This window comes from Micromonospora sp. NPDC047670, from assembly GCF_043204915.1.
Classification (GTDB): Bacteria; Actinomycetota; Actinomycetes; order Mycobacteriales; family Micromonosporaceae; genus Micromonospora.
Window position 1 is genome coordinate 515,854 of sequence record NZ_JBIDDA010000004.1, and the last position, 26,281, is coordinate 542,134.

General features: G+C 74.2%; 26 protein-coding genes and 1 pseudogene. 7 read left to right on the forward strand and 20 right to left on the reverse strand.

Annotated elements, in window-relative coordinates:
- Positions 1–35: 35 nt before the first annotated feature.
- A complete protein-coding gene (locus tag ACGF7U_RS13630; protein WP_393106170.1) occupies positions 36–1,445 on the reverse strand; it encodes a class II fumarate hydratase in 1,410 nt (469 codons plus the stop codon).
- A gap of 386 nt (positions 1,446–1,831) precedes the next feature.
- Here ACGF7U_RS13630 and ACGF7U_RS13635 point away from each other — a divergent pair, with 386 nt between their 5' ends.
- Complete coding sequence (locus ACGF7U_RS13635) at positions 1,832–3,478, forward strand: hypothetical protein (RefSeq protein WP_393106172.1); 1,647 nt, start codon at positions 1,832–1,834, stop codon at positions 3,476–3,478.
- Between the two features lie 61 nt (positions 3,479–3,539).
- On the opposite strand, the gene ACGF7U_RS13640 is transcribed toward ACGF7U_RS13635, so the two are convergent.
- The 3 genes from ACGF7U_RS13640 to ACGF7U_RS13650 all read right to left on the reverse strand — a co-directional run bounded on the left by ACGF7U_RS13640 (position 3,540) and on the right by ACGF7U_RS13650 (position 7,288).
- A complete protein-coding gene (locus ACGF7U_RS13640; protein WP_393106174.1) occupies positions 3,540–5,207 on the reverse strand; it encodes a fumarate hydratase in 1,668 nt (555 codons plus the stop codon).
- Positions 5,208–5,274: 67 nt separating this feature from the next.
- Positions 5,275–6,645: a PQQ-binding-like beta-propeller repeat protein gene (locus ACGF7U_RS13645; protein ID WP_393106272.1), complete on the reverse strand. Its 1,371-nt coding sequence runs from the start codon at positions 6,643–6,645 to the stop codon at positions 5,275–5,277.
- Positions 6,646–6,796: 151 nt separating this feature from the next.
- Complete coding sequence (locus tag ACGF7U_RS13650; protein ID WP_393106176.1) at positions 6,797–7,288, reverse strand: Lrp/AsnC family transcriptional regulator; 492 nt, start codon at positions 7,286–7,288, stop codon at positions 6,797–6,799.
- A 147-nt stretch (positions 7,289–7,435) separates the two neighbouring features.
- Between ACGF7U_RS13650 and hppD the strand changes: the two genes are divergently transcribed.
- From hppD to hisC, 4 genes are read left to right on the forward strand one after another with little or no spacing between them, the layout of a single operon-like run.
- Complete coding sequence (gene hppD / locus ACGF7U_RS13655) at positions 7,436–8,641, forward strand: 4-hydroxyphenylpyruvate dioxygenase (RefSeq protein WP_393106178.1); 1,206 nt, start codon at positions 7,436–7,438, stop codon at positions 8,639–8,641.
- Positions 8,642–8,652: 11 nt separating this feature from the next.
- Positions 8,653–9,369, forward strand: a complete 717-nt coding sequence (locus ACGF7U_RS13660) for an RDD family protein (protein ID WP_393106180.1) — start codon at positions 8,653–8,655, stop codon at positions 9,367–9,369.
- Between the two features lie 22 nt (positions 9,370–9,391).
- A complete protein-coding gene (locus ACGF7U_RS13665; RefSeq protein WP_393106182.1) occupies positions 9,392–10,312 on the forward strand; it encodes an RDD family protein in 921 nt (306 codons plus the stop codon).
- On the forward strand, positions 10,309–11,412 hold the full coding sequence (hisC, locus tag ACGF7U_RS13670; protein WP_393106184.1) for a histidinol-phosphate transaminase: 1,104 nt from the start codon (positions 10,309–10,311) through the stop codon (positions 11,410–11,412). The genes ACGF7U_RS13665 and hisC overlap by 4 nt, the downstream gene beginning before the upstream one ends.
- A gap of 51 nt (positions 11,413–11,463) precedes the next feature.
- Here the strand turns inward: hisC and ACGF7U_RS13675 are convergent, their stop codons facing one another.
- From ACGF7U_RS13675 to ACGF7U_RS13710, 8 genes are all read right to left on the reverse strand, one after another.
- On the reverse strand, positions 11,464–12,546 hold the full coding sequence (locus ACGF7U_RS13675) for a hypothetical protein (protein WP_393106186.1): 1,083 nt from the start codon (positions 12,544–12,546) through the stop codon (positions 11,464–11,466).
- Positions 12,547–12,571: 25 nt separating this feature from the next.
- A complete protein-coding gene (locus ACGF7U_RS13680; RefSeq protein WP_393106188.1) occupies positions 12,572–13,174 on the reverse strand; it encodes a hypothetical protein in 603 nt (200 codons plus the stop codon).
- Positions 13,174–13,707: a hypothetical protein gene (locus ACGF7U_RS13685; protein ID WP_393106190.1), complete on the reverse strand. Its 534-nt coding sequence runs from the start codon at positions 13,705–13,707 to the stop codon at positions 13,174–13,176. The genes ACGF7U_RS13680 and ACGF7U_RS13685 overlap by 1 nt, the downstream gene beginning before the upstream one ends.
- 58 nt (positions 13,708–13,765) lie before the next feature.
- Complete coding sequence (locus tag ACGF7U_RS13690; RefSeq protein ID WP_393106192.1) at positions 13,766–15,055, reverse strand: PQQ-binding-like beta-propeller repeat protein; 1,290 nt, start codon at positions 15,053–15,055, stop codon at positions 13,766–13,768.
- A gap of 221 nt (positions 15,056–15,276) precedes the next feature.
- Entirely contained in the window at positions 15,277–15,750 is a 474-nt protein-coding gene (locus tag ACGF7U_RS13695; protein WP_393106194.1) for an SRPBCC domain-containing protein, read from the reverse strand.
- Positions 15,751–15,851: 101 nt separating this feature from the next.
- Entirely contained in the window at positions 15,852–16,061 is a 210-nt protein-coding gene (locus ACGF7U_RS13700) for a DUF397 domain-containing protein (protein ID WP_091101629.1), read from the reverse strand.
- 199 nt (positions 16,062–16,260) lie between these two features.
- Positions 16,261–17,460, reverse strand: coding sequence for a fumarylacetoacetase (gene fahA / locus ACGF7U_RS13705; RefSeq protein WP_393106197.1), 1,200 nt, complete (start codon positions 17,458–17,460; stop codon positions 16,261–16,263).
- A gap of 151 nt (positions 17,461–17,611) precedes the next feature.
- Positions 17,612–18,493, reverse strand: a complete 882-nt coding sequence (locus tag ACGF7U_RS13710) for a hypothetical protein (protein WP_393106199.1) — start codon at positions 18,491–18,493, stop codon at positions 17,612–17,614.
- 96 nt (positions 18,494–18,589) lie between these two features.
- Between ACGF7U_RS13710 and ACGF7U_RS13715 the strand changes: the two genes are divergently transcribed.
- Positions 18,590–19,756, forward strand: coding sequence for a homogentisate 1,2-dioxygenase (locus tag ACGF7U_RS13715; RefSeq protein WP_393106274.1), 1,167 nt, complete (start codon positions 18,590–18,592; stop codon positions 19,754–19,756).
- Between the two features lie 143 nt (positions 19,757–19,899).
- Here ACGF7U_RS13715 and ACGF7U_RS13720 read toward each other — a convergent pair.
- The 6 genes and pseudogenes from ACGF7U_RS13720 to ACGF7U_RS13745 all read right to left on the reverse strand — a co-directional run.
- Positions 19,900–20,076 (reverse strand): annotated as a pseudogene (locus ACGF7U_RS13720) (sigma factor-like helix-turn-helix DNA-binding protein); the annotation flags it as partial.
- A gap of 135 nt (positions 20,077–20,211) precedes the next feature.
- Complete coding sequence (locus ACGF7U_RS13725) at positions 20,212–20,412, reverse strand: hypothetical protein (RefSeq protein WP_393106201.1); 201 nt, start codon at positions 20,410–20,412, stop codon at positions 20,212–20,214.
- 169 nt (positions 20,413–20,581) lie between these two features.
- Positions 20,582–21,607, reverse strand: a complete 1,026-nt coding sequence (locus ACGF7U_RS13730; protein ID WP_393106203.1) for a tetratricopeptide repeat protein — start codon at positions 21,605–21,607, stop codon at positions 20,582–20,584.
- Positions 21,608–21,617: 10 nt separating this feature from the next.
- Positions 21,618–22,100 carry a 2-C-methyl-D-erythritol 2,4-cyclodiphosphate synthase gene (ispF, locus tag ACGF7U_RS13735; protein ID WP_393106205.1) on the reverse strand — a complete coding sequence of 161 codons (483 nt, stop codon included), beginning with the start codon at positions 22,098–22,100 and terminating at the stop codon, positions 21,618–21,620.
- Positions 22,101–22,116: 16 nt separating this feature from the next.
- On the reverse strand, positions 22,117–22,812 hold the full coding sequence (gene ispD / locus ACGF7U_RS13740) for a 2-C-methyl-D-erythritol 4-phosphate cytidylyltransferase (protein ID WP_393106207.1): 696 nt from the start codon (positions 22,810–22,812) through the stop codon (positions 22,117–22,119).
- Between the two features lie 56 nt (positions 22,813–22,868).
- Positions 22,869–23,354 carry a CarD family transcriptional regulator gene (locus ACGF7U_RS13745; protein WP_007073334.1) on the reverse strand — a complete coding sequence of 162 codons (486 nt, stop codon included), beginning with the start codon at positions 23,352–23,354 and terminating at the stop codon, positions 22,869–22,871.
- A gap of 326 nt (positions 23,355–23,680) precedes the next feature.
- Between ACGF7U_RS13745 and ACGF7U_RS13750 the strand changes: the two genes are divergently transcribed.
- Positions 23,681–24,373, forward strand: coding sequence for a hypothetical protein (locus ACGF7U_RS13750; RefSeq protein WP_393106209.1), 693 nt, complete (start codon positions 23,681–23,683; stop codon positions 24,371–24,373).
- 99 nt (positions 24,374–24,472) lie between these two features.
- Here ACGF7U_RS13750 and ACGF7U_RS13755 read toward each other — a convergent pair whose 3' ends face one another.
- Both ACGF7U_RS13755 and ACGF7U_RS13760 read right to left on the reverse strand, forming a co-directional pair.
- Complete coding sequence (locus ACGF7U_RS13755; protein ID WP_393106211.1) at positions 24,473–25,138, reverse strand: hypothetical protein; 666 nt, start codon at positions 25,136–25,138, stop codon at positions 24,473–24,475.
- A gap of 38 nt (positions 25,139–25,176) precedes the next feature.
- On the reverse strand, positions 25,177–26,235 hold the full coding sequence (locus ACGF7U_RS13760) for a type III polyketide synthase (RefSeq protein WP_393106213.1): 1,059 nt from the start codon (positions 26,233–26,235) through the stop codon (positions 25,177–25,179).
- Positions 26,236–26,281: the final 46 nt, after the last annotated feature.

Genomic DNA, 26,281 nt, shown 5'->3' on the forward strand with positions numbered 1-26,281 from the left:
ACCAGGGGCCGGCAGCCGGCCAGTGGCGGCACCGCTCAGGGGTGGGTCATGCGGAGCAGGTCGAGCGCCTCGTCGAGCTGGGTCTCGCTCAGCTTGCCGGAGTCGACGTGCCCCCGGGAGATCACCACCTCGCGGATCGAGACCTGCCTGGCCAGCGCCTCCTTGGCGATCGAGGCGGCCTCGTCGTACCCGAGGTAGCGGTTGAGCGGGGTGACGATCGACGGTGAGCCCTCCGCGTACGCCAGGCAGACCTCGGCGTCCGCGACCAGGCCGACCACGAGGCGGTCGGCGAAGAGCCGGCTCGACGCGGCGAGCAGCCGGATCGACTCCAGCAGGTTGCGGCCCATCACGGGGAGCATGACGTTCAGTTCGAAGTCGCCCTGCGAGCCGGCGAAGCCGACGGCGGCGTCGTTGCCGATCACCTGGGCGCAGACCTGCCGCATCGCCTCGGCGACCACCGGATTGACCTTGCCCGGCATGATCGACGAGCCGGGCTGGAGGTCGGGGATGCGCAGCTCGCGCAGGCCCGCGCGCGGGCCCGAGCCCATCCAGCGGATGTCGTTGGCGATCTTGTACAGGCCGACGGCGATCGTGCGCAACTGCCCGGAGGTCTCCACCAGGGCGTCCCGGGCGCCCTGCGCCTCGAAGTGGTTACGCGCCTCGGTGAGCGGCAGCCCGGTCGATCCGCGCAGCTTCTCGATGACCTTCGCGGCGAAGCCGAGCGGGGTGTTGATGCCGGTGCCCACGGCGGTTCCGCCGAGCGGCAGCTCGGCCAGCCGGGGCAGCGCCCCCTCCAGCCGCTCGATGCCGTAGCGCACCTGGGCGGCGTACCCGCCGAACTCCTGCCCGAGGGTCACCGGGGTGGCGTCCATCAGGTGGGTACGCCCGGCCTTGACCACCGTCTCGAACTCCGCCGCCTTGCCCTCCAGCGCCTCCGCCAGGTGGGCCAGCGCGGGCAGCAGGTCCCGCGCGACGGCCTCGGTGGCGGCCAGGTGGATCGACGACGGGAACACGTCGTTGCTGGACTGCGAGGCGTTCACGTCGTCGTTCGGGTGCACGTCCCGGCCCAGCTCGCGACTGGCCAGCGTGGCGATGACCTCGTTGGTGTTCATGTTGGACGACGTGCCGGAACCGGTCTGGAACACGTCGATCGGGAACTGGTCGTCGTAGCCGCCGTCGGCCACGTGCGCCGCCGCGGCGGCGATCGCCGCGGCCACGTTCGCGTCGATCACGCCCAGCTCGCCGTTGACCTCGGCCGCCGCCCCCTTGATCTGGGCCAGCGCCCGGATCTGGGCCGGCTCGATCCCCCGGCCGGAGATCGGGAAGTTCTGCACCGCGCGCTGTGTCTGGGCCCGCCACAGCGCCTCGACGGGCACCTCCACCTCGCCCATCGAGTCGCGTTCGATCCGGTAGCCCGTCGCCTCTGGAGTCGTCACGCGTACCATCCTGCCGCGCCAAGCGCCGGGCCGCAGATGATCGCACTGACCGTTCCGTCACATCTCGCCCGGCCTGCCCACGGCCACGCGTACGGGCGTGCGTCCGGCGGCCTGTGGACGATCAGTGGCGGGTACGGCGGCGGAAAACGGGGCCCTCCAAGGATTCGAAGAACTTAAGATCGTGGAACTCTCACGTCACGGAGGTTCCTTTGCCCGACCCACAGAGTCGAATCACCTCGGCCGCCCGGCGCACGCGCCGGATCCTCCCGACCGCAGGGTTCGCCGCTCTCCTGATCACGACCAGCGCCCTGGTCCTGACCGCTGGGCCGGCAACCGCCGGGGCGAGCCGGTTCATCCTGCCGACCAGCGGCAGCTGGACCGACGCCCGTCAGCCGTTGACCACTTCTGCCGAGACCGACGGCACCGTTCCGGTCGGCACCTGGGAGTCCGACGACGACAAACACACCTCGCGGGCCTACTTCACCTACGACCTCTCGCCGTTCCAGGGCAGGCAGATCATCCGGGCCCTCGGTGTCACCGAGGAGACGGCGGTCAACGACTGCTCGAAGCCACGCGAAATCGAGCTGTGGCGGACCGACGTACCGGCCAGCGCACCGACCTGGGAGACGTCGCCCGCGGTTCGAGAGAAGGTTGCTGACATCGCGCCGACCGCTCCTTGCCGGGGACAGCTGGAAGTGCCGCTCACCGAGGCGGTACGGCAGGCGGTCGAGGCCGGACAGACCTCGATCACCTTCATGGCCCGGATCGCCGGGGACAACGAGGGCAAGCTGCCGTACGGCCGCTGGATCAGGGAACTCGGCATCTCCATCGAGGCGAACACGCCGCCGGACGTACCGACCGACCTGGGAGTCAGCGGGTTCCTCTGCGCCGACGGGCTCTACGTCGGCACGACCACGCCGTACCTGGCGGCGAAGGTCACCGACCCGGACGCGGTACCGCCGAACACCGAGCCGGTGACCGCCACCTTCGCCTGGTGGCGGGTGAGCGACCCGACCGGGCGGACCGAGTGGACATCCCCGACCAGGGCCGCCGGGTCGGTCTTCCGCTACGACGTCACGGCCGGTCAGCTGGTCGACGGGACGTACGCCTTCGCCGTCCGCGCCACGGACGGGGCCGGCGGCAGCTCCCCCTGGTCGCCGGAGTGCCGGTTCACCGTCGACACCACCGGCCCCGCGCAGCCGACGGTCAGCTCCACGGACTACCCGGCCGGCGACGGGTGGTACGGCGGTCCGGGCGTCCCGGGCCGGTTCACCTTCACGGCCGGCGGCGACACCGACGCCGTGGGATTCCGGTACAGCCTCATGTCCGGACCGGTGGCCTACGTGGCCGCCGACGCGCCGGGCGGCTCGGCGACCGTCACCATCACGCCGGACCGGGACGGGCCGATGACGCTGAGCGTCGAGGCGGTCGACGCGGCCGGCAACCGCTCCCCGGCCACGAGCTACGGGTTCCGGGTCCGCACCACCAGCCCGACGATCACCGACGGCGACCCGACGGCCGGGTACGGCCAGCCGCGCACCCTGACCTTCACGCCCCGGATGGAGGACGTCGTCGAGTACACCTACCGGCTCAACGACGGTCCGGAGCAGATCGTCGCCGCGGTCGCCGACGGCACGGCCACGGTCACGATCACGCCGACCAAGCCCGGCTACAACGACGTGTACGTCCGCAGCCGGACGGCCGGCGACCTGCCGTCGGGCGAGGGCACCTACCGCTTCTACCTGGCGACCAAGCCCACGGTCAGCTCCGTCGAGTACCCGATCAACAAGTTCCAGGGGGCGGTCGCCGGCACCCCGGGGACCTTCGCCCTCCAGCCCGGCATGCCCGGGGTGACGGAGTTCGTCTACTCGTTCGACGGCCACCCCGTCCAGAGGGTCGCGGCGGGCGCCGACGGATCGGCGTCGGTGGGCTACACCCCGACGACCGCCGGGCTGCACCGGATCACCGTGTACACGCGAACCGGCGACGGGATCGTGTCGGAGACCTTCAGCGGCACGTTCTACGCCAGCCGGGCGAGCTGACGTCCGGAAACGACGAGGGGCGCCGGGCTGACCGCCCGGCGCCCCCTGCGACATGTCCGGGTCAGCGGCGGCCGACCGTCAGCACCGGCTTGGTGACCTCGGCGAAGAAGTCGTTGCCCTTGTCGTCGACCACGATGAAGGCCGGGAAGTCCTCCACCTCGATCTTCCAGACCGCCTCCATGCCCAGCTCCGGGTATTCCAGGACCTCGACGTGCTTGATGCAGTCCTGGGCGAGCCGGGCGGCGGGGCCGCCGATCGAGCCGAGGTAGAACCCGCCGTGCTGCTGGCAGGAGCGGGTGACCTGGGCGGAGCGGTTGCCCTTGGCGAGCATCACCTGGGAGCCGCCGGCGGCCTGGAACTTCGCCACGTACGCGTCCATCCGGCCGGCGGTCGTCGGGCCGAACGACCCCGAGGCGTAGCCCTCCGGGGTCTTGGCCGGGCCGGCGTAGTAGACGGCGTGGTCGCGCAGGTACTGCGGCATGGGCTCGCCCGCGTCCAGCCGCTCGGCGATCTTCGCGTGGGCGATGTCGCGGGCGACCACCAGCGGGCCGGTCAGCGACAGCCGGGTCTTCACCGGGTACTTGGACAGCTCGGCGCGGATCTCGTCCATCGGCCGGTTGAGGTCGACCTTGACGACCGTCTCGGCGTCCAGCGTCTCGTCGGTGACGTCGGGCAGGAAACGCGCCGGGTCGGTCTCGAGCCGCTCCAGCCACACGCCCGACGGGGTGATCTTGGCGACCGCCTGCCGGTCCGCCGAGCAGGAGACGGCGATCGCCACCGGGCAGGAGGCGCCGTGCCGCGGCAACCGGACCACCCGCACGTCGTGGCAGAAGTAGCGGCCGCCGAACTGCGCCCCGATGCCGAAGTTGCGGGTCAGCTCCAGCACCTCCGCCTCCAGCTCCAGGTCCCGGAAGCCGTGCGCGGTCATCGAGCCGGAGGTGGGCAGCGTGTCGAGGTACTTGGCGCTGGCGTACTTGGCGGTCTTCAGCGCGTACTCGGCGGAGGTGCCGCCGATGACGATGGCCAGGTGGTAGGGCGGGCAGGCCGAGGTGCCGATGAGCCGCAGCTTCTCCTCCAGGAACTGCATCATCCGCGTGGGGTTCAGCAGCGCCTTGGTCTCCTGGTAGAGGTACGACTTGTTGGCCGAGCCGCCGCCCTTGGCCATGAAGAGGAACTTGTACGCGTCGGGGTGGCCGTCCGGGTCCTCCGCGTAGAGCTCGACCTGCGCCGGCAGGTTGCTGCCGGTGTTGCGCTCCTCCCACATGGTCAGCGGGGCGAGCTGCGAGTAGCGCAGGTTGAGCCGGGTGTAAGCCTGGTAGACGCCGCGCGAGACGGCCTCGGCGTCGCGGCCGTCGGTGAGCACGTGCCGGCCGCGCTTGCCCATCACGATCGCCGTGCCGGTGTCCTGGCACATCGGCAGGACGCCGCCGGCCGCGATGTTGGCGTTGCGCAGCAGGTCGAGCGCGACGAAGCGGTCGTTGGGCGAGGCCGCCGGGTCGTCGATGATCGACCGCAGCTGGGCCAGGTGCGCGGGGCGCAGGAAGTGCGCGATGTCGTGCATCGCCTCGGCGGTCAGCGCGGTGAGCGCCGCCGGCTCCACGGTGAGGAACCGGCGACCCCCCGGACCGTTGACGACGTCGACGCCCTCGTCGGTGACCAGGCGGTATTCCGTCTGGTCGGGACCGGTCGGCAGCAAGGGAGCGTACGAGAACGCGGCGGCACTGCTCATGAGCGGAAAGCCTAGGGCAGAAGGGTCGATCAGTGTCACCCGCCGGGTGGGTCCTGGGACGGCGCTCTCACCCGGGGCAGAGTTCCCGCTTCGGGCCGCAGCTGTCCGCCGGGCTGGGCACCCCGGCCGTGCCGCCGGGGCGGGGGACGCCGCCGTCGCCCGGGGGCGGCGGTGCGCCGGCCCCGCCACCGAAGCGGACGTACCCGATCTCCCGCCCCTCACCGATGATCATGCCGTTCGGGCCGACCGCGAGGGCGTTCGCCGCGGTCCGCAGGTTCGCCAGTTCGCGACCGGTACGCGGGTCGAGCGCCACTAGCCGGGACGGCTTCTCGTCGGCGATCACGGCGGCGTACGGGGTGAGCGCCGCGCCCGCCTTCGCCCCGGCGGGACGGGTCCACCGGACGCGCCCGCCGCCCAGCTCGTGACTGACCACCGCCCGCCTGTCGGCCGCCCGGACCAGGGCGTACCGGTCGTCGACCGCGAGCAGCCGCTGCCCGGCGGCGGTGACCAGCAGCAGCCGCCCGTCGTACCCGTCGAGGACCGCCTCGCGGGCGTCCGGGGCGACGCCGATCAGCACGTTCCGGGCGCCCTGCGGATCCTCCCGCTGCACGCAGCCGGCGTTGTCGGCGGTGCGCAGGTTGACCCCCGCCCGCTGCCAGGTCTCCTGGCCGGTCGCCGCGTCGCGGCCCGAGATGGCGAAGTAGCAGGTGCCGTCCTGGGAGCGGGCGGTGATCCGCAGCAGCCGGCCGCCGACCACCGACAGCCGCTCGTCCCGGCCCGGCTCGACGTTCTGCAGCACGCGCCCCGTCGCCGTGTCGAGCACGTGCACCCGGCCGTCGATGGGGAACCCGAGCAGCGGCGGCACCGCCTCCGGCCCCGCCACGTCCTCGTCGACGCGGACGGCGTCGAGCCGGCGGGTGCCGAGCAGCCCCGGGTTGTCGCCGAGCAGCCCGCTGCGCACCCCGGGGACGAAGGCCGTCCAGAGCGGGGCGGTGCCGCGCGGCTCCCACGCGCTGATCGTGCAGTCGGTGGCGTCGACGCAGCGGGCGTCGAGCAGCAGGTTGCGGTACGTCCACACGGCCACCGCGTCGCCGTCGCGCCGCCGCGTGGCGCCCGTGGTCGGGTCGAGCACCTCGTACCCCTTGACCAGGAGCTTGCCCACGACGACGACCGGGTCCCGGTCGCCCCCGGCCACCGCGGACCAGTCGGCCTTGCGTTCCCACAGCTGGGTGCCGGTGGCCAGGCTGCGCGCCTCCACCCGGGTGCGCTGCTCGACCACCACGGTCTCGCCGGCGATGGTGACGCTGCGCGGGGTGCCGCCGACCCGCTGCTGCCAGACCACGTCCGGCTCGGAGATCGGCTCGCTGCGGTCGACCCAGTCCCACACGGCGGGGAACGGGTTCCACACCCCGGTCGCGGCGAGCACGACGACCACGATCAGCGCGAGCAGCAGCCCCCCACGCCATCCGGGGCCGCCCGCCTTCGCCACACGCACACGGTAGCGACGACCACCGTGCTCCCGTGGTCCCGCGCCGCCGTGTCGCCGCCCTTTCTCCCCGCGCCCGGGGGGTGGTGTCGCCTCGGCACCCTCACCCCCTGGCGGCCGCGGAGCGCACGAGCGGCAGGGTGCGGTACGGGATCTGCTCGGCCAGGGCGATGATGGTCGAGGCCCGGCGGATGCCCTCGTACGAGACGATCTGGTCGATCACCCGCTGGAGGTCGGTGTTCGAGCGGGCCACGATCCGGCAGAGCAGGTCGCTGGAGCCGGTGATGGTGTGCGCCTCCAGCACCTCGGGGATCGCGGCCAGGTGCGCGGCGACCCGGTCGTGCCCGTGCCGCTGGCTGATCTCCAGGGTGACGAAGCTGGTCACCGCGAACCCGATCGCCGCCGGGGAGATCTCCGGGCCGAACCCGCCGACGACCCCCCGCTCGACCAGCTTGTCGAGCCGGGCCTGCACGGTGCCCCGGGCGACCCCGAGGCGGCGGGAGCACTCCAGCACCCCGATCCGCGGCTCCTCGGTGAGCAGTTCGATCAACCGCGCGTCGAGGGTGTCGAGCTGTACAGCCTGACCAGCGTTCATAGCTGAACACCCTACTTAATGCGCAACCTGACCAGCTCCAGGGCTGACAGTTGCCCAGTGCGCCGGGTCACCGCGATCCTCGCCACAGAGGACCGCACAGACCACGGCGGCGGCCACGAGGCCGACCGGTACTTGAGGGAGACCGCGATGACCCAGGCGATCGACCGACCCCAGGCGACCGACGATGTCGACATCGACGTGCTCGTCGGTGCCGTCGACCACGACATCAGCCGCGACCCGTTCCCCGTCAAGGGCCTCGACCACGTGCACTTCCTGGTGGGCAACGCCAAGCAGGCGGCGCACTACTACTCGACCGCGTTCGGCATGACCTGCGTGGCGTACCGGGGTCCCGAGCAGGGCTACCGCGACCACGCCCAGTACGTGCTGACCAGCGGCTCGGCCCGGTTCGTGCTGACCGGCGCGGTCCGCCCGGACGCCCCCGGCGCCGAGCACGTGACCAAGCACAGCGACGGCGTCTCCGACATCGCGCTGGAGGTCCCGGACGTCGACGCCGCGTACGCGCACGCCACCGCGCAGGGCGCGACCGGCCTGGTCGAGCCGCACGACGTCAGCGACGAGCACGGCACCGTCCGGCTGGCCGCGATCGCGGCGTACGGCGACACCCGGCACACGCTTGTCGACCGGTCCCGCTACACCGGCCCGTTCCTGCCCGGCTTCGTGGCCCGCAAGCCGATCGTGGACCGGCAGCCGATGATCGACGCCGGCCTCCAGCCGAAGCGCTTCTTCCAGGCCGTCGACCACGTGGTCGGCAACGTCGAGCTCGGCCGGATGGACGAGTGGGTCGAGTTCTACAAGCGGGTCATGGGCTTCTCGAACATGGCCGAGTTCGTCGGCGACGACATCGCCACCGACTACTCGGCGCTGATGAGCAAGGTCGTCGCCAACGGCACGCGCAAGGTGAAGTTCCCGCTCAACGAGCCGGCGATCGCCCGCAAGAAGTCGCAGATCGACGAGTACCTGGAGTTCTACCAGGGCCCGGGCGCCCAGCACATCGCCGTGGCCACCAACGACATCCTGGCCAGCGTCGACGCGATGCGCGCCGCCGGCGTCGAGTTCCTGGACACCCCGGACTCGTACTACGACGACCCGGAGCTGCGCGCCCGCATCGGCGAGGTGCGGGTGCCCATCGAGGAGCTGAAGTCCCGCAAGATCCTGGTGGACCGGGACGAGGACGGCTACCTGCTCCAGATCTTCACCAAGCCGGTGCAGGACCGTCCGACCGTCTTCTTCGAGCTGATCGAGCGGCACGGCTCGCTCGGCTTCGGCAAGGGCAACTTCAAGGCGCTCTTCGAGGCCATCGAGCGGGAGCAGGAGAAGCGCGGCAACCTGTAACACTGTCGAGCGTGACGCAGCCTCCGTCGTACCCGACGCCGCCGGCCGGTGGGCCCTCGCCCGCCGCCGGCGGCTTCGCGCCGCCCTCCGGTCCGACCAGCCAGGGGTACGCGGTGCCGCCGCAGTACGCACCGCCCGGGCATCCCCCGCCGGGCTGGGTTCCGCCGCCGGGCTGGGCCCCGCACCCCGCCCCGCCGCCGCTCGGCCCCGGCGGCCAGCCGCTCGCCGGCTTCGCCGACCGGCTGCTGGCCGCGCTGATCGACGTCGGGCTGAGCACGCTGGTGGCGATGGTCCTCTTCCTGCCGGCGTTCCTGCTGTTCTTCTGGAACATGATGGACGACCTGACCCGGACCAACCCGGACGGCACCCTCGTCGAGCCGGACCCCGGGGCGTTCATGACCGACTTCTTCCTGCCGCTGCTCCTGCTCGAACTGGGCCTGTTCGTGCTGATGCTCGGGTTCTACTGGCTCTACCACGTGGAGTACATGAAGCGCACCGGGCAGACGTTCGGCAAGAAGGTGATGAAGCTGCGGGTGGTGCCGCTCGACCCGGACCGCACGCTCGACCGGGGGATGGCCGGCAGGCGGTACGCCGTGCAGCACGTCGCCGCGATGTTCCTTCCCGGCCTCAGTTACCTCGACGGGCTCTGGCAACTGTGGGACAAGCCCTGGCAGCAGTGCCTCCACGACAAGTTCGCCGGTACCGTCGTCGTTAAGGTGTCTGCGTGAGCGAGCGCAGCGAGGCCAGGCCGTGAGCGTCGAACCGGGCTGGTACGTCGACCCGGCCGATCCGGACACCCGGCGCTACTGGGACGGCGAGGGCTGGATCGGCGCGCCGATCCCCGTCGACGCCACCCCACCCGAGGGCCCGCCGCCGGCCGAGCGGCCGCCCGCGCCCGCCCCGACGCCGCCCGCGGCCCCGGTCTCCGCGCCGGGCGCGCCCGCGGCCCGGCAACCCCACCCCGGGCAGCCGCATCCCGGCCAGCCCCAGCCCTGGCAGCCGCCCGGGGCCCACGCGCACCCGCAGGGCCCACCGCCCGGCTGGCCGCCGGGGAGTTGGCCCGGCCGGCCGCCCGAGCCCCGCCCGCACGGTCTGCCGCTGGCCGGGTTCGGCGCCCGGCTGATCGCCCGGCTGATCGACTTCGCCATCGTGTTCGCGCTGAACGCAGTGGTCAACGGCTGGTTCGTGTGGCGGCTGGTCGAGGAGGTCACCCCGTACTGGCGGGAGGTGTTCCGGCGGGCGATGGCCGGCGACACCTCCACCGAGGGGCTGCCGCAGCCCAGCGAGCAGGCCGGCGGCCTCCAGGTCGTCATCCTGCTGATCGCCACCGCGCTCTGGCTCGCGTACGAGGTGCCGACGACGGCGGCCAACGGGCAGACCTTCGGCAAGCGCGTGGTGGGCGTCAGGGTGGTCCCGACGGCGGCCGACGAGCCGCTCGGCTTCGGCCGGGCGCTGCGCCGGTGGAACACCCTCGGCCTGCCCACCCTGCTCTGGTACTGCTGCGGCCTCGGCCTGCTGCTCCAGCTCGTCGACGCGCTCTCCCCGCTCTTCGACCACCCGCTGCGTCAGGCCCTGCACGACAAGCGGGCGCAGACCGTGGTGGTCCAGCTCCCCCGCACCCGCCGGACCGCCCCGGACGACCGCACCGACCCCTCGGGAGACACCCCATGACCGACACCGGACGCCACCAGCCGGCGCTGCGGCTGACCCGCGCCGACCTGGACGCGCTGCCCAACTACGTGCCCGGCCGCAGCCCGGCCGACCTGGCCCGCGAGCTCGGGCTCCCCGAGGCGATCAAGCTGGCCAGCAACGAGGTCCCGTACGGGCCGCTGCCCGGCGTGGTGGAGGCCGTCGCCGAGGCCGTCGCCGGGGTGCACCGCTACCCGGACATGGGCGTGGTCGCGCTGCGCGAGGCGCTGGCCGAGCGGTACGGCGTGGACGTCGACCGGATCGCCACCGGCTGCGGCTCGGTGGCGCTGGCCGAGCACCTCGTCCGCGCCACCTGCCTGCCCGGGGACGAGCTGCTCTACTCGTGGCGCTCCTTCGAGGCGTACCCGATCATCGCGGCGACCAGCGGCGCGACCAGCGTGCGGGTGCCCAACGACGCCGGGCACGGGCACGACCTGGCCGCGATGGCGGCGGCGGTGACCGACCGGACCCGGATGATCCTGGTCTGCAACCCGAACAACCCCACGGGCACGTCCGTGCGCCGGGCCGAGCTGGACCGGTTCCTCGACGCGGTCGGCGAGGACGTGCTCGTCGTGATCGACGAGGCGTACCGGGAGTTCGTGACCGACCCCGAGGTGCCGGACGGGCTCACCTACCTCGACCGGCCGAACGTGGTCGTGCTGCGGACGCTCTCCAAGGCCTGGGGCCTGGCCGGCCTGCGGATCGGTTTCCTGGTCGCCCAGCCGGCGGTGGCGGCGGCCGTACGCAAGGTCGTCACGCCGTTCTCCACCAGCGTGGCCGCGCAGGCGGGCGCGCTGGCCGCGCTGGCCCAGGCCGACGAGGTGGAGCGGCGGTGCGCCCTCGTCGTCGCCGAGCGCGACCGGGTGACCGAGGCGCTGCGCAAGCTCGTCCCGGACGTGCCGGGCAGCCAGGCGAACTTCGTCTGGCTGCCGTTGGGGGACCGGGCGGTCGACTTCGGCAAGGCGTGCGAGGCGCGGGGCGTGATCGTCCGGCCGTTCCCCGGCGACGGGGTCCGGGTCACCATCGGCACCCCGGCCGAGAACGACGCCTTCCTCGCCGCCGCCGAGGCGGCCCTGGGCTGAGGCCCGTGCCGGTCCGGTCCGCCATCCCCTCGCGGACCGGACCGGCGAATCTCAGGCGACCGTCGCCGGCTGCCGGACCCGGGTCCGACGCCGGTACGCGTAGACCCCGAACAGCACCAGGACCAGACCCGAGGTGGCCAGCCCGCCGGTGAGCATCTGGCCGGAGCGGTCCACGGCGGTGACGGCCGCCACCGGTACGGGCCCGAAGCTGACCTGCCCGGTGGCCGACCGCTTCGTCCAGCCGCTGGCCAGGTCGAGCGTCGCCGCCCACGGGCCGTCCGGCAGCCGACGGTCCAGTGCGACCCGGACGGTGGCCCTGCCGCCCAGCGCGAGCGTGCCCGCCTCCACCTTCACCGGCCCGGCCGAGAGCCCGCCGGGGCCCTCGGCGAGCCGCAGTTCGCCGGCCAGGTCGAGCGCCCGCCTGCCGGTGTTGCGCACCTCGGCGGTCAGCACGGGGGTGCCGTCCTTCTCCCGCCCGCCGGTCAGCGGGCCGATCTCGAAGCCGGAGGGTGGCTCGCCGCCGGGCCCGACGGAGAGGTAGACCCGGATCCCGGCCCGGCCGACGTTGCGCACGTTGCGCCCGTCCACACCGGCGACCTCGGCCCAGATCACCGCGTACCGCTCGCCGGCCTCGGCGCGGCGCGGCACGGTGATGGTGACGAGGGCCTCCGCCTCCTCGTCGGGAGCCAGCACCTCCTCCGCCGGCGCGATGCGGATCCAGCTGCTCAGCTCGTTCTCGGTGCGGTCCGGGGCGAGCACGAACCCCTTCTGCCCGACGTCCGCGGCGGCGGCGTAGAGGGCGACGGTCCGGCGGATTTCCGAACTGTTCCGCACCATGACCCGCCGCATGATCGTCGTGCCTGGGCGGACGTGGTCGACGACGTACTTGTGCGCCCGGGTGTCGTCGCGCCGGTCGATCGGGGCGTCGATCAGGCGTATCCCGACCGTCGTGGAGGGGCCGCCCGGGCCCGGTCGCGCCGAGGGCCGGTGCCGGCCGTCCCGCCCGTCGGGCTCGGCGGCCGGCACGTCCGCCTCCGGGCCCTCCGGTTCCGCGAGCGCCGGGGCGCGGACGGCCGACGCCGGTGCGGGGTGCGCGGCCGACGCCGGCGCCCCGGCCGTGACGAGGACGCTCACGGCCAGGGCGAGGGCACCTGCCCGGTCATGCCACCGAATGGGTGATCACCCCCGTGTAGGTGCCGCCGACGGCGGTGTCCGGGACGGCGATCCGGATGTCCGGCGCCCAGCTCGCGGTGTTGTTGCCGCTGCCCGACGTCTTCGAGAAGGCGGTGCGGGGCACGCTCAGGGTGACCGCGTCCGCCTGGGTGGGCTGCCCCGGCACGAACACGCCGGCGCCGGTGGTGCTGGTCGCTCCGCCGGACCAGTACTCCACCAGGCCCGGCGAGATGGTCTCCGCCGGCGTACCGGCGCCGGTCGTGAAGGAGCTGGCCGACACGGTGACAGTCCACGTGGCATTCAGCGCGGCTCGGCTGTCGGTGACGGTCACCGTGCCAAGTTCGCCGGTGAGGACGCCGCCGGCGAAGACCGAACCGAGGTTCACGGACGCCGGCACGGTGATGTTCAGGTCGGCGGTGGCCACGGTGAAGGTGACGATGGTGTCGCCGGTCGGCGCGGCGGCAGCGGGCGCCGCCATGGCCACCAAGGCGGCCGCGGCGGCGGTCAGGGCAAGAAGTGGCTTCTTCATGGCAGGGACGTTAGACGCGCCGTAGCCGGCCATGACCCATTTTTCGGACAAATCGCTCATCAGGCGACAGAATGGGTAATCGTGCCCCGGTACGCCCCCCTGACGACGTCGGCCGGGATGGCGATCCGGATCGTCGGCTCCCAGACCACCTCGTTACTGCCGGTGCCGGCGCTCTTGCGAAACGCCTCGCGGGGGACATCCAGGGTCACCGCCTGCGCCGAGGTGGGTTGCCCGGGCACCAGCGTGCCGCCGCCCGTGCTGCGCACCGCGGGCCCGGACCAGTACGAGATGCGGTCGGTGCCGATGGTCCGCTGCGGACCACCGGCACCGGTGACGAAGGCGGTGGCGGAGACGGTGGCGACCCAGGAGTTCGGGTTCACCGGCCCGCGCGAGTCACGCACCTCGACCATGCCCAACCGCCCGGTCAGGGTGCCGCCGACGAAGCTGGCGCCGAGGTTCGCGGCGGCGGGCACGGTGATGTCCACCCCTGCGGTCCGGGCGAGCCGGACCGCCCGGCCGGACGGCGCGGCGTCGGCGGGCGACGCGGTGACCAGGATCAGGATCGCGCCCAACAGGGCAGCCAGGAGACGCACAGTGGGACTATAAGTAACTTATGTCCGTTTTGTCGAGCAGCCCGGCCGCCCCGGCGTTTCACGTCGCGGCCAGGATCACCGGCTCCGAGGTGAGGTAGTAGCGCTGGTCGTCCCCCGTCGGGTCGACCGGCTCGCGGAGCCGCTCCACGGCCACGAAGCCGTCGGCCGCGTACGCCGCGCCGGGCGCCCAGCCGATGCCGTCCGAGCCCGCGTTCAACGCGAAAAAGGACCGCTGCGCCCCGGTCGCCGGGTCCAGCGTCACCAGGTCGTTCGTCTCGGTCAGCAGGTGCACCCGACCGGGCTGGACGGCGATCAGCCGCGCCCCGGGCAGGTCGGGGCGACGCCACAGCTCCGCGCCCGTGCGCGCCGAGCGGCCGACCGGCACCCCGTCGACCACCGCCACCGCCGTCCCATCGACGAGTTCGGCGTCCGGCCGGTCCAGGGCCGGGGCGGGAACCGGCTCGCCGGCGCCGAGCAGCCAGCCCCGGCCCGCGTCGTCGCCCGGCGCGGCCGTCCGCAGTCCGGCGCACCCGGTACGGCCGTTCCCGCAGCCCACGGGGGTCGCCACCAACCGGTCGCCGGCGCCCGGCGGCCGCCAGCGGACGCCGACCGCGCCGGTTGCGGCGTCGCGGAACTCCACCACGGCCGGACCGGCACAGGAATCGACGACGAGCAACTGGCCCGAGCCGGTCGTGCCGACGACATCGCGACAGCCGGCGGCCGCGTCGGAGCCGTCGCCGGGTGGCACCGTCACGGTGGTGTGCGACCGCCACAGCTCACGGCCGTCGGCCAGGTCCACGGCACGCATCCACTCCGCCCCGGCCGCCGCCACGACCTGCCGGCCGTCCGGCGCCCGGGCGACGAAGACGCCCCGAGGAGCCCACACCGCGGCCGCGCCGGTGCGCCGGACCGTCCGCTCCCCGACCGGCGCCGGCCCGTCCGCGTCCCAGGCCACCCGGCCGGTACGCGCGTCCAGCGCCACCAGCCGCCCGTCCGACCAGCGGGTGACCACCGTCGTCCCGCTCGCCACCACCGAGTCCAGCTTCGCCGGCCAGCGCCGGTAGGACCAGTACGGCGTGGTCCGGTGCCGGCCGTCGACCGGCCGGTCCGCGTAGACCTGGCGGTGGGCGGCGTAGACCCGCAGCCGGCCGTCCACGATCAGCGGGGCGACCGGGAGCCGGCCGACCACGCCGACCGCGGGGTCGGCGGCCGCCGGGTACGCGCCCCGCGCGGGCGTGCTGACCTCGGCGGGGGCGAGCACCCGGTAGACCGTCGCCGCGACGACGGCGGTGGCGAGCAGCGCCACGACCGCCACCACGAACCGCCGCCGGCCCTTCGGGAACCCCATGCGCACCTCCGCCCGGCACCCTACCCAGCGGGGCCGGTCAGAGCCCTGTCAGGTCGGGCGGCGTACCCGCGCGGCTGCGCCGGGCCCGGCTGACCGCCCCGGAGCCGCGCCGGGAGCGGCCGACCGGTGGAGGCGGAGCCTGCAGGCCCGGCCGGGCGCCCCTCGGGCGCGTCGGTCGCCCGGCGGAGACGAGAGCACCTGCCGGTCGGCGGCGGCCGCGCTCAGGCCGCCTCGGCGGCGCCCGTGACGGCCGCGGCGGCCAGGTCGGCGAGATCCCGCCGCAGCGCGCGCTCGACCGCCCGGGCGGCCAGCCCACCGAGCAGCAACGCGACCACCCGGCCGTACGGGGCCGTCGGCACCGACTCCTGCTCGACGGTGACGGCCGTGCAGCCGCGCCGGCGCCGCTCGACCGGGCGCAACGTCCAGGTGATCCGGTAGTCCACCCCGGCGCCGCTCGAGCCGAGCACCAGCCGTCGGGGCGGCTCGGCCTCGATGACGACGAACTCCTCGACCAGCGCCGTGCCGTCGGGCTGGGAACGGGTCTCCCGCCAGGCGGTGCCCGGGCCGAATCGGCCGGGGGTCAGCACCTCCACCGGGCCGGTGAAACGCCGGGTGCGGGTGGTCAGGTCGGTCAGCAGCCGCCAGAGGTCGGCGTCGTGCGCCTCCACGAACTGCGTGACCGCCACCGTCGACATGCCACCTCCCGTGGCATCGACGGTACGCCGGGTGAGCGCGGAACGGGGCCCCCGGAGCGGAAATTCCACCGCCGGGCGCCCCGATCACGAGTAGCGGCCCGTCAACGGCCGAACTGGCCGGCCCGGATCGCGCCGACGAAGGCCGCCCATCCCGGCGGGCTGACCGCCAGCGTGGGGCCGGCCTGGTCCTTCGAGTCGCGTACGCCCACCACACCGAGGACGTCGACCAGGTTGTCCGCCACCTCCACGCAGAGGCCCTGGTCGTTGGAGCGGCTGCTGGTACGCCAGACCGCACCCGGGAGATCGTTCATCGTCGTCACCCTTCCTGTCGTCGGGACACCAGCCGGCGGCCGGGCCGAAGACCGGAAAGGGGGCATCCGGCCCGGCGCGGCGTGGCATGGCGTCGGAATCCGCGACGATCAACGGGGCAACGACGAACCCCGGTCGCACCATCTGTGCGACCGGGGTCCGGCGCGTGCGAACACCTCTGGCGCGGGGCGGGCGGACGGGTCAGCGCGCCGCGCGGATCGTCCCCGTCACCTCGCCCAGGGCGAGGGTGGTGCCGTCCGGCCCCGGCGCGCTGGCGGTGATGGTCACCGTGTCGCCGTCCTCCAGGAACGTGCGGGTCCCGCCCCCGGCGAACTTCACCGGCTCGGTCCCGCCCCAGGTGAGTTCCAGGAACGAGCCGACCTGCCCCCGCTCCGGGCCGGAGACGGTGCCCGAGGCGTAGAGGTCGCCGGTGCGCAGCGAGGCGCCGTTGACGGTGAGGTGGGCCAACTGCTGGGCCGGGGTCCAGTACATGGTGGCGAACGGCGGCTCGCTGACCCGCTCGCCGTTCCACTCGACCGACAGGCGCAGGTCGAGCCCGAGGTGCGGCACGTCGCGCAGGTAGTCGGCGACCGGCGGATCCTGGTCGGGTGCGGGGACGAAGGCGTCGCCGAGCGCGTCCAGCGGGGTCACCCAGGCGGACACCGAGGTCGCGAAGGACTTGCCCAGGAACGGGCCGAGGGGCTGGTACTCCCACGCCTGGATGTCCCGGGCCGACCAGTCGTTCACCAGCACCACGCCGAACACGTGGTCGGCGAAGTCGTCGACGGAGACCCGGTCGCCCAGCGCGCTGGGCACGCCCACCACGAAACCGACCTCGGCCTCGATGTCGAGGCGTACGGACGGGCCGGTCACCGGGCCCTGCGGGGTGGCCCGCTGCCCGCTGGGCCGCACCACCGGGGTGCCGGACACGACCACCGTGCCGGCCCGGCCGTGGTAGCCGATGGGCAGGTGCTTCCAGTTGGGCAGCAGCGGCGGCTGGCCGGGGCGGAAGATCTGCCCCACGTTGGCGGCGTGGTGCTCGGAGGAGTAGAAGTCGACATAGTCGGCGACCTCGAACGGCAGCGCCATCCGAACCTCCGCCAGCGGCACCAGCAGCGGCTCCACCGCCGGCCGGTGGGCGGCGTCGGTGAGCAGCTCGGTCACCCGCTGCCGGACCGCGGTCCACTGTGGGCGGCCCAGGGCCATGAAGTCGTTGAGGGCGGGCCGGCCCAGCGTCCCGGCGGCCAGCACCAGGCCGGCCGCCTCCGCGCCGGCCAGGTCGAACACGAAGTCGCCGATCCGTACGCCGACGCGCGGCTCGCGCTCGCCGTGGCGGAACACCCCGTACGGCAGGTTGGCCACCCCGTACGGCGAACCGTCGGCACCCGTCACCCAGCTCACGCCGGCCCTCCGCTTCGCCGAACGGTCCGAGCCCCGGCCGCGTCGGTGGATGCCGCAGCATCGACACGACCTCGGCCGGGGGTCGGACTGTGAGCAGTGCCGCCCTGGGGCGCCACCCGCCCGCAGAGATGATTCGCTCGCTGACGCTCGCTCATGCGTCGAAGCCCCCGTTCACCAGCCCCAGCCGGATCAGATCGGTCAGTGGTTCCAGGATGCTGCACGAGCCGTAGCCGGCCCACAGCGGGCGCGGCGCGGCCAGGTCGCTCTCCACGCACTGCACCAGCGGGCGGGGGTCGGCCGCGGTGAGCAGCTCGGCGATCCGCTGCACCCCGGCGCCGTCGGCGGCGGCCAGCGTCGCGGCCAGCACGTTGGCGAAGCCGTGGTGGGTGAAGCCCGTCTCCGGGTCGAGGTGCCGGACCGCCTGGTGCAGCCCGGCGGTCAGCTTGAACGGCAGGTGCCGGTCCCGGCAGGCGCCGATGACGGCGGCCAGCTCGGCCGGGGTCGGGAAGAGCTCGGCGGCAAGCCCACCGGTGCGGAACTTCGCCGCGACCGGCAGCCCGCCGGCGCGGGCCTCGGCCAGCGCGTCCAGCGCCCCCGTGAGCCCGAAGGTCAGCGGCACCTCGGCGTAGACGGTGAGCTCCTCCGCGCCGGCGGCCTCGGGCCGGTTCGCCCGGCGGGCCAGCTCGACCAGCTCGGTCAGGCCCGGCAGCGGGTCCTCGCCGCGCTTGGCGACCGCCGCCTCGACCTGGCGGACGAGGATGCGCGGGTCGACCCCGGTCCGCGCCTCGTCGAGCCGGGCGAGCGGCACGTCGCCGATCACGCCGACCTCGATCCGCTCTCCCGGGTCGAGCAGGCCGGCCAGCTCGGTCAGCCGTGTGGCGGGAACCAGGAGCGGGCCGACGAGGTCGGCGTACCAGGAGGTGCGGTGCCGCCGGTGCGCGGCGACGGCGTCGGGCAGCGGCGCGCTGCCGGGCGGGAAGACGGCGGCGTCGTCGACGAGGCCGTCGAGAAGCGCGGGCACCTGCGTTGACACGAGACAAGAATGTACGGGACGCTACAAGGAACGGACAACAGTGTCCGACTATCGGACGCCGTGGGTTTCGATGAACGGGACGAACCGGGAGGCGAGATGCCGTACTACCGCAGCGTCGGCGAGGTGCCCCGCAAGCGCCACACCCAGTTCCGTCAGCCCGACGGCAGCCTCTACGCCGAGGAGCTGATGGGCCAGGAGGGCTTCTCCTCCGACTCGTCCCTGCTCTACCACCGGCACGCGCCGACCGCGATCGTCGCGGCCGAGGAGTTCGCGCCGCCGGCGTTCACCCGGGTGCCCAACCTGCCGCTCAAGCCCCGCCACCTGCGCACCCACAAGCTCGACGGAACCGGCGCCGACCCGGTGCTCGGCCGGCAGTACCTGCTCGCCAACGACGACGTGCGGATCGCGTACGTGCTGGCGGACCGGCCGTCCCCGCTGTTCCGTGACGCGACCGGCGACCACTGCCTCTACGTCGAGTCGGGCACGCTGCGGGTGGAGTCGACGTTCGGCGTCCTCGACGCGGTCGCCGGCGACTACGTCGTCATCCCCACCTCGACGATCCACCGGCTGGTGCCCACCGGCGACGAGCCGACCCGCCTGCTCGCGGTCGAGGCGGCCGGCCACATCGGCCCGCCCAAGCGCTACCTCTCTGTCCGCGGCCAGTTCCTGGAGCACTCGCCGTACTGCGAGCGGGACGTCCGCGGGCCGGACGCGCCGCTGCTGGTGGACGGGACCGACGTGGAGGTGCTCGTCCGGCACCGCCGCGGCTGGACCCGCTACGTCTACGCGCACCACCCGTTCGACGTCGTCGGCTGGGACGGTCACATGTACCCGTGGGCGTTCTCCATCCACGACTTCGAGCCGATCACCGGCCGGATCCACCAGCCGCCGCCCGTGCACCAGACGTTCCAGGGCCCGAACTTCGTGATCTGCTCGTTCGTGCCGCGCAAGGTGGACTACCACCCGGACGCCATCCCGGTGCCGTACAACCACCACAACGTCGACTCCGACGAGATGCTCTTCTACACCGGCGGCAACTACGAGGCCCGGCGCGGCTCGGGCATCGAGCAGGGCTCGATCTCCCTGCACCCCTCCGGCTTCACCCACGGCCCGCAGCCGGGCGCCGCCGAGCGCTCGATCGGCGCCGACTACTTCGACGAGCTGGCCGTCATGGTCGACACCTTCCGCCCGCTCGACCTCTGCGACGCCGCCCAGGCGTGCGAGGACGACGGCTACGCCTGGACCTGGGCCCGCCGCGGCTGAGGCGTACCCGGCAGCCGCCAGCCGGCGTGATCGTGACCTCGCACCGGGCCACGATCACGCCGGCTGCGCTCATGTGCGGGCCGGACGGCAGCCACGCCGCACGACCGGGGCGCTCCGGCCGGGCCCGGTGATGCCCCTTCCGCTCAGGCCAGGAGGTCGGCCAGGACGCGGGTCCGGGTGGGGTGCCGGAGCTTGGTCATCGCCTTGGTCCCGATCTGGCGGATGCGTTCCCGGGTAAGACCGAGCGCCCGGCCGATCTCGTCCAGGGTGCGCGGCTGCTCGTCGGCCAGGCCGAACCGCTGGGAGATGACCGTCGCCTCCGCCGGGCGAGTCGACGCTGGCCGCGCTACGTCGGTCCCACCCGGTGGCGGTGGCCGCACACGACCCGGTCATCGGCTTCACCGGCCCGGAGTTCGCCCGCATGATCACCGGGCAGTCCCGCCCTCGTCGCCCGGCTACGCGAGTTCCACGACGACCGCGAGCGGGCACTGGCCCGGGCGCTCGCGGAGGAGACGGGCGCGGCGCCCGACGACGTCCTGCCGCGCGTCGCCGCCGCCCAGCTCGGCGGCGTCCTGCGGCTCCTCCTCGACGAGCTGCTGCGCCTGACGCTCGACGGGCACGCCGACCACGAGATCGCGGCGATCGTCGCCGTCCACGTGCACACCGCCTTCACCGCCGTGGAGCCCGCTCTCAGCGACCACGCCGTCCGCCCCGGTCACCGACCGGCGCGCGGGAGGTCGACGGTGTCCGGCGCGGAGCGGGGCGGCGACGTTCCCGCCGGACCCTGCGCGACCCCCACGGCTCGTGACCGAGCCGGAGAACGGGTCAGGCCGTGACGCGGGACAGGACGGCGAGCTCGGCGGCGGTGGCCGTCGCGATGGCGAGCACCAGCGGCCATGGGGTGCCGACCAGCGCGTAGAGCAGGATCAGCGCCGGCGCGGCGGCCGCCGCGTAGACGGCCAGGGCCAGCGTGCGGTCGGAGCGCAGCAGGCCGGGCAGGACGGTCCGGGTCAGGCCGGGCAGCTTGGCGGCGAAGCGCCACACCACGAGCGCCCCGCCGAGCGCCGCGAACGCCGCGGCGATCCGGGACAGGCCGGCGCTGCCCGGCGCCATGCAGGCGATCAGCACGGCGGTGATCATCGTCCAGCCCGCGCCGTAGACGACGAGCTGACGAAGGCCGGCCGAGATCGTGCGGCCGGAGTCGACCCGGCCGGGGCTCATCGCGGCGGCCTCCGCGAGGTGTTCCAGCGCCTCGCTCCAGCGCCGCTGCTCCAACCGGAGCACCCCGATGTCGTGCCGGGCCTCGGCGAGCTGCGGATCCAGCCGCAGCGCCTCGCGGTAGGCCCGCTCGGCCAGGTCGAACAGCTCCATGTTGGCGGCGACCAGGCCGAGCACCAGGTGCGCCTCCGGCTCCTCGGGGGCCAGCTCGACCCCGCGCCAGGCCGCGTTCAGCGCCGGCTGCCCGTTGCGCGAGCCGGCCAGGATCGCCGCGGCACTGCGCTGGGCGTACGCGTCGTCGGGGCCGAGCGCCAGGATCCGGTCGGCGGTCCGGGCCGCCTCGGCGTACTCCTCCAGGTCGGTCAGGGCGAGGGCGCGGGCGAGCAGCGCCGGCACGGCGTCCGGGGCGGCGGCGACGGCGGCATCGGCGGCGGTGCGCGCCTCCGTCGGCCGGCCGGCCGCGAGGTGCACCCGGGACAGCATGGTCAGCGCCCCGGCGTTGGCCGGCTCCAGGGCGACCGCGTAGGAGACCTCGGCCGCGGCCTCGTCGTAGCGGCCCAGTTCCGCGAGGAGCTGGGCGCGCTGGAGGTAGCCGTGGAAGGCGGAGCGGTCGGAGGTGGCGTCGCTGGACATCGCGGCGAGCCTAGGCGGCCGGAGCCTCGTACACCAGGGCCACCGCGATCCCGGTGAGGCCCTCGCCGCGCCCGGGGAAGCCGAGGCCGTCGGTGGTGGCGGCGGAGACGGTGACCGGCGCGCCGACCGCCTCGGAGAGCACCCGCTGGGCCTCCTCGCGGCGCGGCCCGATCTTGGGCCGGTTGCCGATCACCTGCACGGAGACGTTGCCGATCGCGAAGCCGGCGGCCCGCACCCGGCGGGCGCTCTCGGCGAGCAGGGCGACGCCCGACGCGCCGGCCCACTCGGGCTGGCCCACCCCGAAGTTGGCGCCCAGGTCGCCGAGGCCGGCCGCCGAGAGCAGCGCGTTGCAGGCGGCGTGCGCGGCCACGTCGGCGTCCGAGTGCCCGGCCAGGCCGTCCTGGTCGGGCCAGAGCAGGCCGGCCACCCAGCACGGCCGGCCCGCCTCGAAGGCGTGCACGTCGGTGCCGATGGCGACCCGGGGAACGATCATGCGACGAGGGTACGCGTCAGCCGCCGGCGGCCAGCAGGTGCTCGGCCAACGCCAGGTCGAACGGGCGGGTGACCTTCAGCGCGTACTCCGAGCCGGGGACGCAGAGCACCGGGACGCCCTGCTTCTCGACCAGGCCGGCGTCGTCGGTGAGCGGATCGCCGGCGGCGGCGTGCGCGGCGGTCAGCACCGCCCGGCGGAAACCCTGCGGGGTCTGCACCGCGCGCAGGGCGGATCGGTCGACGGTGCCGAGGACGACCTCGCCGGCGCCGACCTCCTTGATCGTGTCGACCACCGGGAGCACCGGGATCACCGCGTCGTGGCCGGCGCGGACGGCCGCCGCCACGGACTCCACCAGGTCGGGCGGGGTCAGCGCCCGGGCGGCGTCGTGCACGAGGACGATCTCCGGGCCGGCGGGCACCGCGGCGAGGGCCGCGGCCACCGACGCCTGCCGCTCCGCGCCGCCGGGCACCACGGTCACCGGGGCGACCGGGGCGAGCAGGTCGCGGACGGCCGCCACCTCGGCCGCCGGGGCCGCCACGACGACTGTGTGCACCGAGGGCGCGGCGGCGAGCCGGCGGACGGCGTGCACCAGCAGCGGCTCCCCCGCCAGCAGGCGCAGCGCCTTGGGCCGGCCGGGCCCGAGGCGTACGCCGGCACCGGCCGCAGGCACGAGGACCGCGACGTCACCGCGCGGATTGAGCTGCGCGGTCACGTCGCGGTCCTCGGTGGTTTCTTCGCTACGAATCGGGTACGACGATGCTGTGGGGACTAGGCCTCGGTGAGCACCTTGTCGAGCAGCGTCTCCGCCTCGTCCTTGGTGCTCTTCTCGGCCAGCGCGACCTCGCCGACGAGAATGTCGCGGGCCTTGGCGAGCATGCGCTTCTCACCCGCGGAAAGGCCCCGCTCCCGCTCCCGGCGCCACAGGTCGCGAACGACCTCGGCGACCTTCAGCGGGTTACCGGAGGCCAGCTTCTCAAGATTCGCCTTGTAACGCCGCGACCAGTTGGTCGGCTCCTCGGTGTGCGGTGCACGGAGCACGTCGAAGACCTTGCCGAGGCCCTCTTCGCCGACCACCTCGCGCACACCCACGATCTCGGCGTTCTCGGCGGGCACCCGGACCGTCAGGTCACCCTGCGCGACCCTCAGGACGAGGTATTGCTTAGGCTCGCCCTTGATGACCCGAGTCTCGATTGCCTCGATGAGTGCGGCCCCGTGGTGGGGGTAAACAACGGTCTCGCCGACACTGAAAACCATAGGTTCGAAACCCCTTTCGCTGTGTCTAGGGTAACACGCTCAGGCACCGATGTCTCACCGCTGTCCTGACCGTTGGCGCAGCTCAGGGGCCCTGTGAGAGGTATTTCTTCGGCTTGACAGGCCGCCAAACCGATGGTTCGAACACGCTCCGTAACCTGTGGATGACGGGCCGGTACGAGTGACGCGAACGTCGAGATCAAGGGCTATGCGCTCCTCCCATGGTATCCCGCCGTCCGGTTACGCGCCCAGGTGTAGCGGTAGGAGGCCCCGTGCGGGACGCTGGAGGTCGAGCCGCTGTCCGCTCACCGAGACGTCCTGGGGGTCCGATGGGCAAGCCCGACGCAGACGGCCCCGGACTGCCCGACCTGCCGCCGGAGTGGGGTCGGGTGGTCGTGCCGGACGACGCCTCCGCCCTGGCGGCCGAGGCCGAGCAGGTCCGCCGCGAACTGCGCGCGAGGGCCCGTCAGGGCCGATCCGGGGTCGCCCGGTCCCCGCTCGCCCTGCCCCTGCTGGTCCTGCTGGTGGCGGTGCTCGCCACCGTCGCCGGCCTGGTGGCGGTGACGTGGCCCCGCTCCGGCCGGTCCGCGCCGGAGGCCGCCCCCGCGCCGTACGCCCCGATGCCCGGGATGACGGGTCGACCGCTGCCGGCGCTGGACCTGGTCGACGCGCGGCAGTCACCGGTGCCGCTACGCGGACTGCTGCCAGCGATGATCATCCTGGTCGACGGGTGCTCCTGCCCGGACGACGTGGCCACCGCCGCCGCCCTGGCGCCCACCGGGGTCACCGTCGTCACCGTCGCCGGAGGCCGGCCGGCGCCCGCCCCGCCCCTACCCGCCGGGACCACCCTGCGGCCGTTGGCCGACCCGGCCGGCGGGCTGCGCGCGTTCCTGCACCTGCCGTCCCGCCCCGGCGCCGCCACCGCGCTGCTGGTGGACCGGGCCGGCGTGCTGGTGGCGGTGGTGCCCGAGATCCGCTCCGCCGAGGACTACCGCGCCGAGCTGGTGGGCCTGGCCGCCTGAGCCGGGTCCACCGTGGACCGGCCGCGCCCGTGCCCCGGCGCCGCGTCAGGGCACGGCGACGAGCCGCGTCTCGGGACGGCCGTGCGGGGCCGAGGCGCGTCAGGGCAGAGCGACGAGCTGCGCCTCGACCCGGAGCGGCTGGGCGTTGGCGCTCGCCAGCGAGACCTGGAACGGCCCGCCGGTGCCGGTGACCTCCGTGGCGGTGACCGAACCGTCGCACGCGCTCGTGATCGGGTCGGCCGCCCGCGCCCCGTCCACCACCACCAGCAGCTCGCCCGGGCCGACGCACCGGTACTGCAGCAGGTGACGGACACCCTCCTCGGCTAACGCCTGCCGGGCGTGCCTCTGCGTCCCGTCGAGCCGGACGCGGGTCGTCCAGATGGTGCCGGGGAAGCTGCCCAGGCTGCTGCGCCGCGCCGCCTCGTCGAGCCGCCCCTCGATCAGGCGGCGCGGATCCGGCCCCTCCGGCACCATGTCCACGCGGAAGGCGGCACCGGTGCTCGGATCCACCCGGAAGGTGGCGCCGCGGTCCGACTGCGCCGGCACGACGACCCGGAGCGGAGCGTCCGGTCCGGCGCTCGACGCGGTCGCCACGGGACCGCTGCGGGGCGGATGGGCCTGCCACCACCAGCCACCGCCGACCAGGGCGGCGAGGGTCGCCACGGCCAGCACCGTCGCGCGCAGCCGGTCGTCGGCCCCGACGGGTGTCGCGTGCTCACCGGCGTCCGGCACACGTCCCGGCCGGCCTGCCGCCTCGGCGTCCATTACCAGAGGGTAACCTCGGGGTGCCCGCGGCGTCCCGGTCAGTCCCGCCGTTCGAGCAGCGCGGCGTAGAGGGTCAGGCCCGGCCCGAACGCCAGCATCACCACCCGCCGCGGCGGCGACGCGGCCCGGCGCAGCCGATCGAGGATCAGCAGCACCGTCGGCGACGAGCAGTTGCCGTGCTCGTCCAGCGTCGCCCGCGACGCCGCCAGCCCCTCCGGCGGCAGGGCCAGTTCCCGCTCCACCACGTTGAGGATGCGCGGGCCGCCCGGGTGCACCGCCCAGCCGTCCACGTCGGACAGCGCCGTGCCGTGCCGGCCCAACAGGCCGTCGACCAGGCCCCGGACGTGTCTGGAGAGCACCTGCGGCACCTTCGGCGACAGCCCCATCCGGAAGCCGGTGTCGGTGACGTCCCAGGTCATGTGGTCGGCGGTCGAGGTGTCCGTGACGGAGGCGACCTCACGCAGGGCATACCCCCGGCCGCCGGGGACGACCACGGCGGCGACCGCGGCGTCCGAGAAGAGCGCGTGCGAGACGATCTGCTGGGTGTCCACCCGGGCGCTGGAGGGCTGGATGTGCAGGCTGGTCAGCTCCGCGCAGAGCAGCAGCGCCGGCCGGCCGCGGGCGGTGACGAAGTCGCTCGCCGCGCCCAGCCCCGGCAGGGCCGCGTAGCAGCCCATGTGGCCGACGAACATGCGCTGGGTGTCCGGGGCCATGCCCAGGTCCCGGGCGAGCAGGATGTCCAGCCCCGGGGTGGCGTACCCGGTGCACGAGCAGACGACGAAGAGGCCGAGGTCCCCGGCGGCCAGGCCGGCCGCGGTCAGCGCCCGGCCGACCGCCTCCTTGCCCAGCGGCAGCGCCTCGACCTGGTAGCGGCGCATCCGCCGCTCGGTCGGCCAGTCGGAGACGTCCTCCAGCAGCGGGTTCACCGCCGCCTGGCGGCGGGTGACCCCCGAGTGGGCGAAGATCCGCTCGGCCAGCGCCCGCGTGCCGCCGGAGAAGTGCTTCGAGAAGAAGCCCTCCCACAAATCGCCCTGCGCGGCCGACGGCGGGTGCGCCGTCCCCAGCCCCGCGATCACCGGTACGGCCACCATGCCCACCTCTCGTCCGGCCCTGCGCGCCGGGCGGCCACCCCGCCCCGGGAGG

Excerpts from the sequence above, each read along its gene's own strand:
- ACGF7U_RS13630 (WP_393106170.1), bottom strand. The coding sequence starts at position 1,445 with ATGGTACGCGTGACGACTCCAGAGGCGACGGGCTACCGGATCGAACGC.
- ACGF7U_RS13640 (WP_393106174.1), bottom strand. The coding sequence starts at position 5,207 with ATGAGCAGTGCCGCCGCGTTCTCGTACGCTCCCTTGCTGCCGACCGGT.
- ACGF7U_RS13650 (WP_393106176.1), bottom strand. The coding sequence starts at position 7,288 with ATGAACGCTGGTCAGGCTGTACAGCTCGACACCCTCGACGCGCGGTTG.
- hppD (WP_393106178.1), top strand. The coding sequence starts at position 7,436 with ATGACCCAGGCGATCGACCGACCCCAGGCGACCGACGATGTCGACATC.
- hisC (WP_393106184.1), top strand. The coding sequence starts at position 10,309 with ATGACCGACACCGGACGCCACCAGCCGGCGCTGCGGCTGACCCGCGCC.
- ACGF7U_RS13680 (WP_393106188.1), bottom strand. The coding sequence starts at position 13,174 with ATGAGCGATTTGTCCGAAAAATGGGTCATGGCCGGCTACGGCGCGTCT.
- ACGF7U_RS13690 (WP_393106192.1), bottom strand. The coding sequence starts at position 15,055 with ATGGGGTTCCCGAAGGGCCGGCGGCGGTTCGTGGTGGCGGTCGTGGCG.
- ACGF7U_RS13695 (WP_393106194.1), bottom strand. The coding sequence starts at position 15,750 with ATGTCGACGGTGGCGGTCACGCAGTTCGTGGAGGCGCACGACGCCGAC.
- ACGF7U_RS13700 (WP_091101629.1), bottom strand. The coding sequence starts at position 16,061 with ATGAACGATCTCCCGGGTGCGGTCTGGCGTACCAGCAGCCGCTCCAAC.
- ACGF7U_RS13715 (WP_393106274.1), top strand. The coding sequence starts at position 18,590 with ATGCCGTACTACCGCAGCGTCGGCGAGGTGCCCCGCAAGCGCCACACC.
- ACGF7U_RS13730 (WP_393106203.1), bottom strand. The coding sequence starts at position 21,607 with ATGTCCAGCGACGCCACCTCCGACCGCTCCGCCTTCCACGGCTACCTC.
- ispF (WP_393106205.1), bottom strand. The coding sequence starts at position 22,100 with ATGATCGTTCCCCGGGTCGCCATCGGCACCGACGTGCACGCCTTCGAG.
- ACGF7U_RS13745 (WP_007073334.1), bottom strand. The coding sequence starts at position 23,354 with ATGGTTTTCAGTGTCGGCGAGACCGTTGTTTACCCCCACCACGGGGCC.
- ACGF7U_RS13750 (WP_393106209.1), top strand. The coding sequence starts at position 23,681 with ATGGGCAAGCCCGACGCAGACGGCCCCGGACTGCCCGACCTGCCGCCG.
- ACGF7U_RS13755 (WP_393106211.1), bottom strand. The coding sequence starts at position 25,138 with ATGGACGCCGAGGCGGCAGGCCGGCCGGGACGTGTGCCGGACGCCGGT.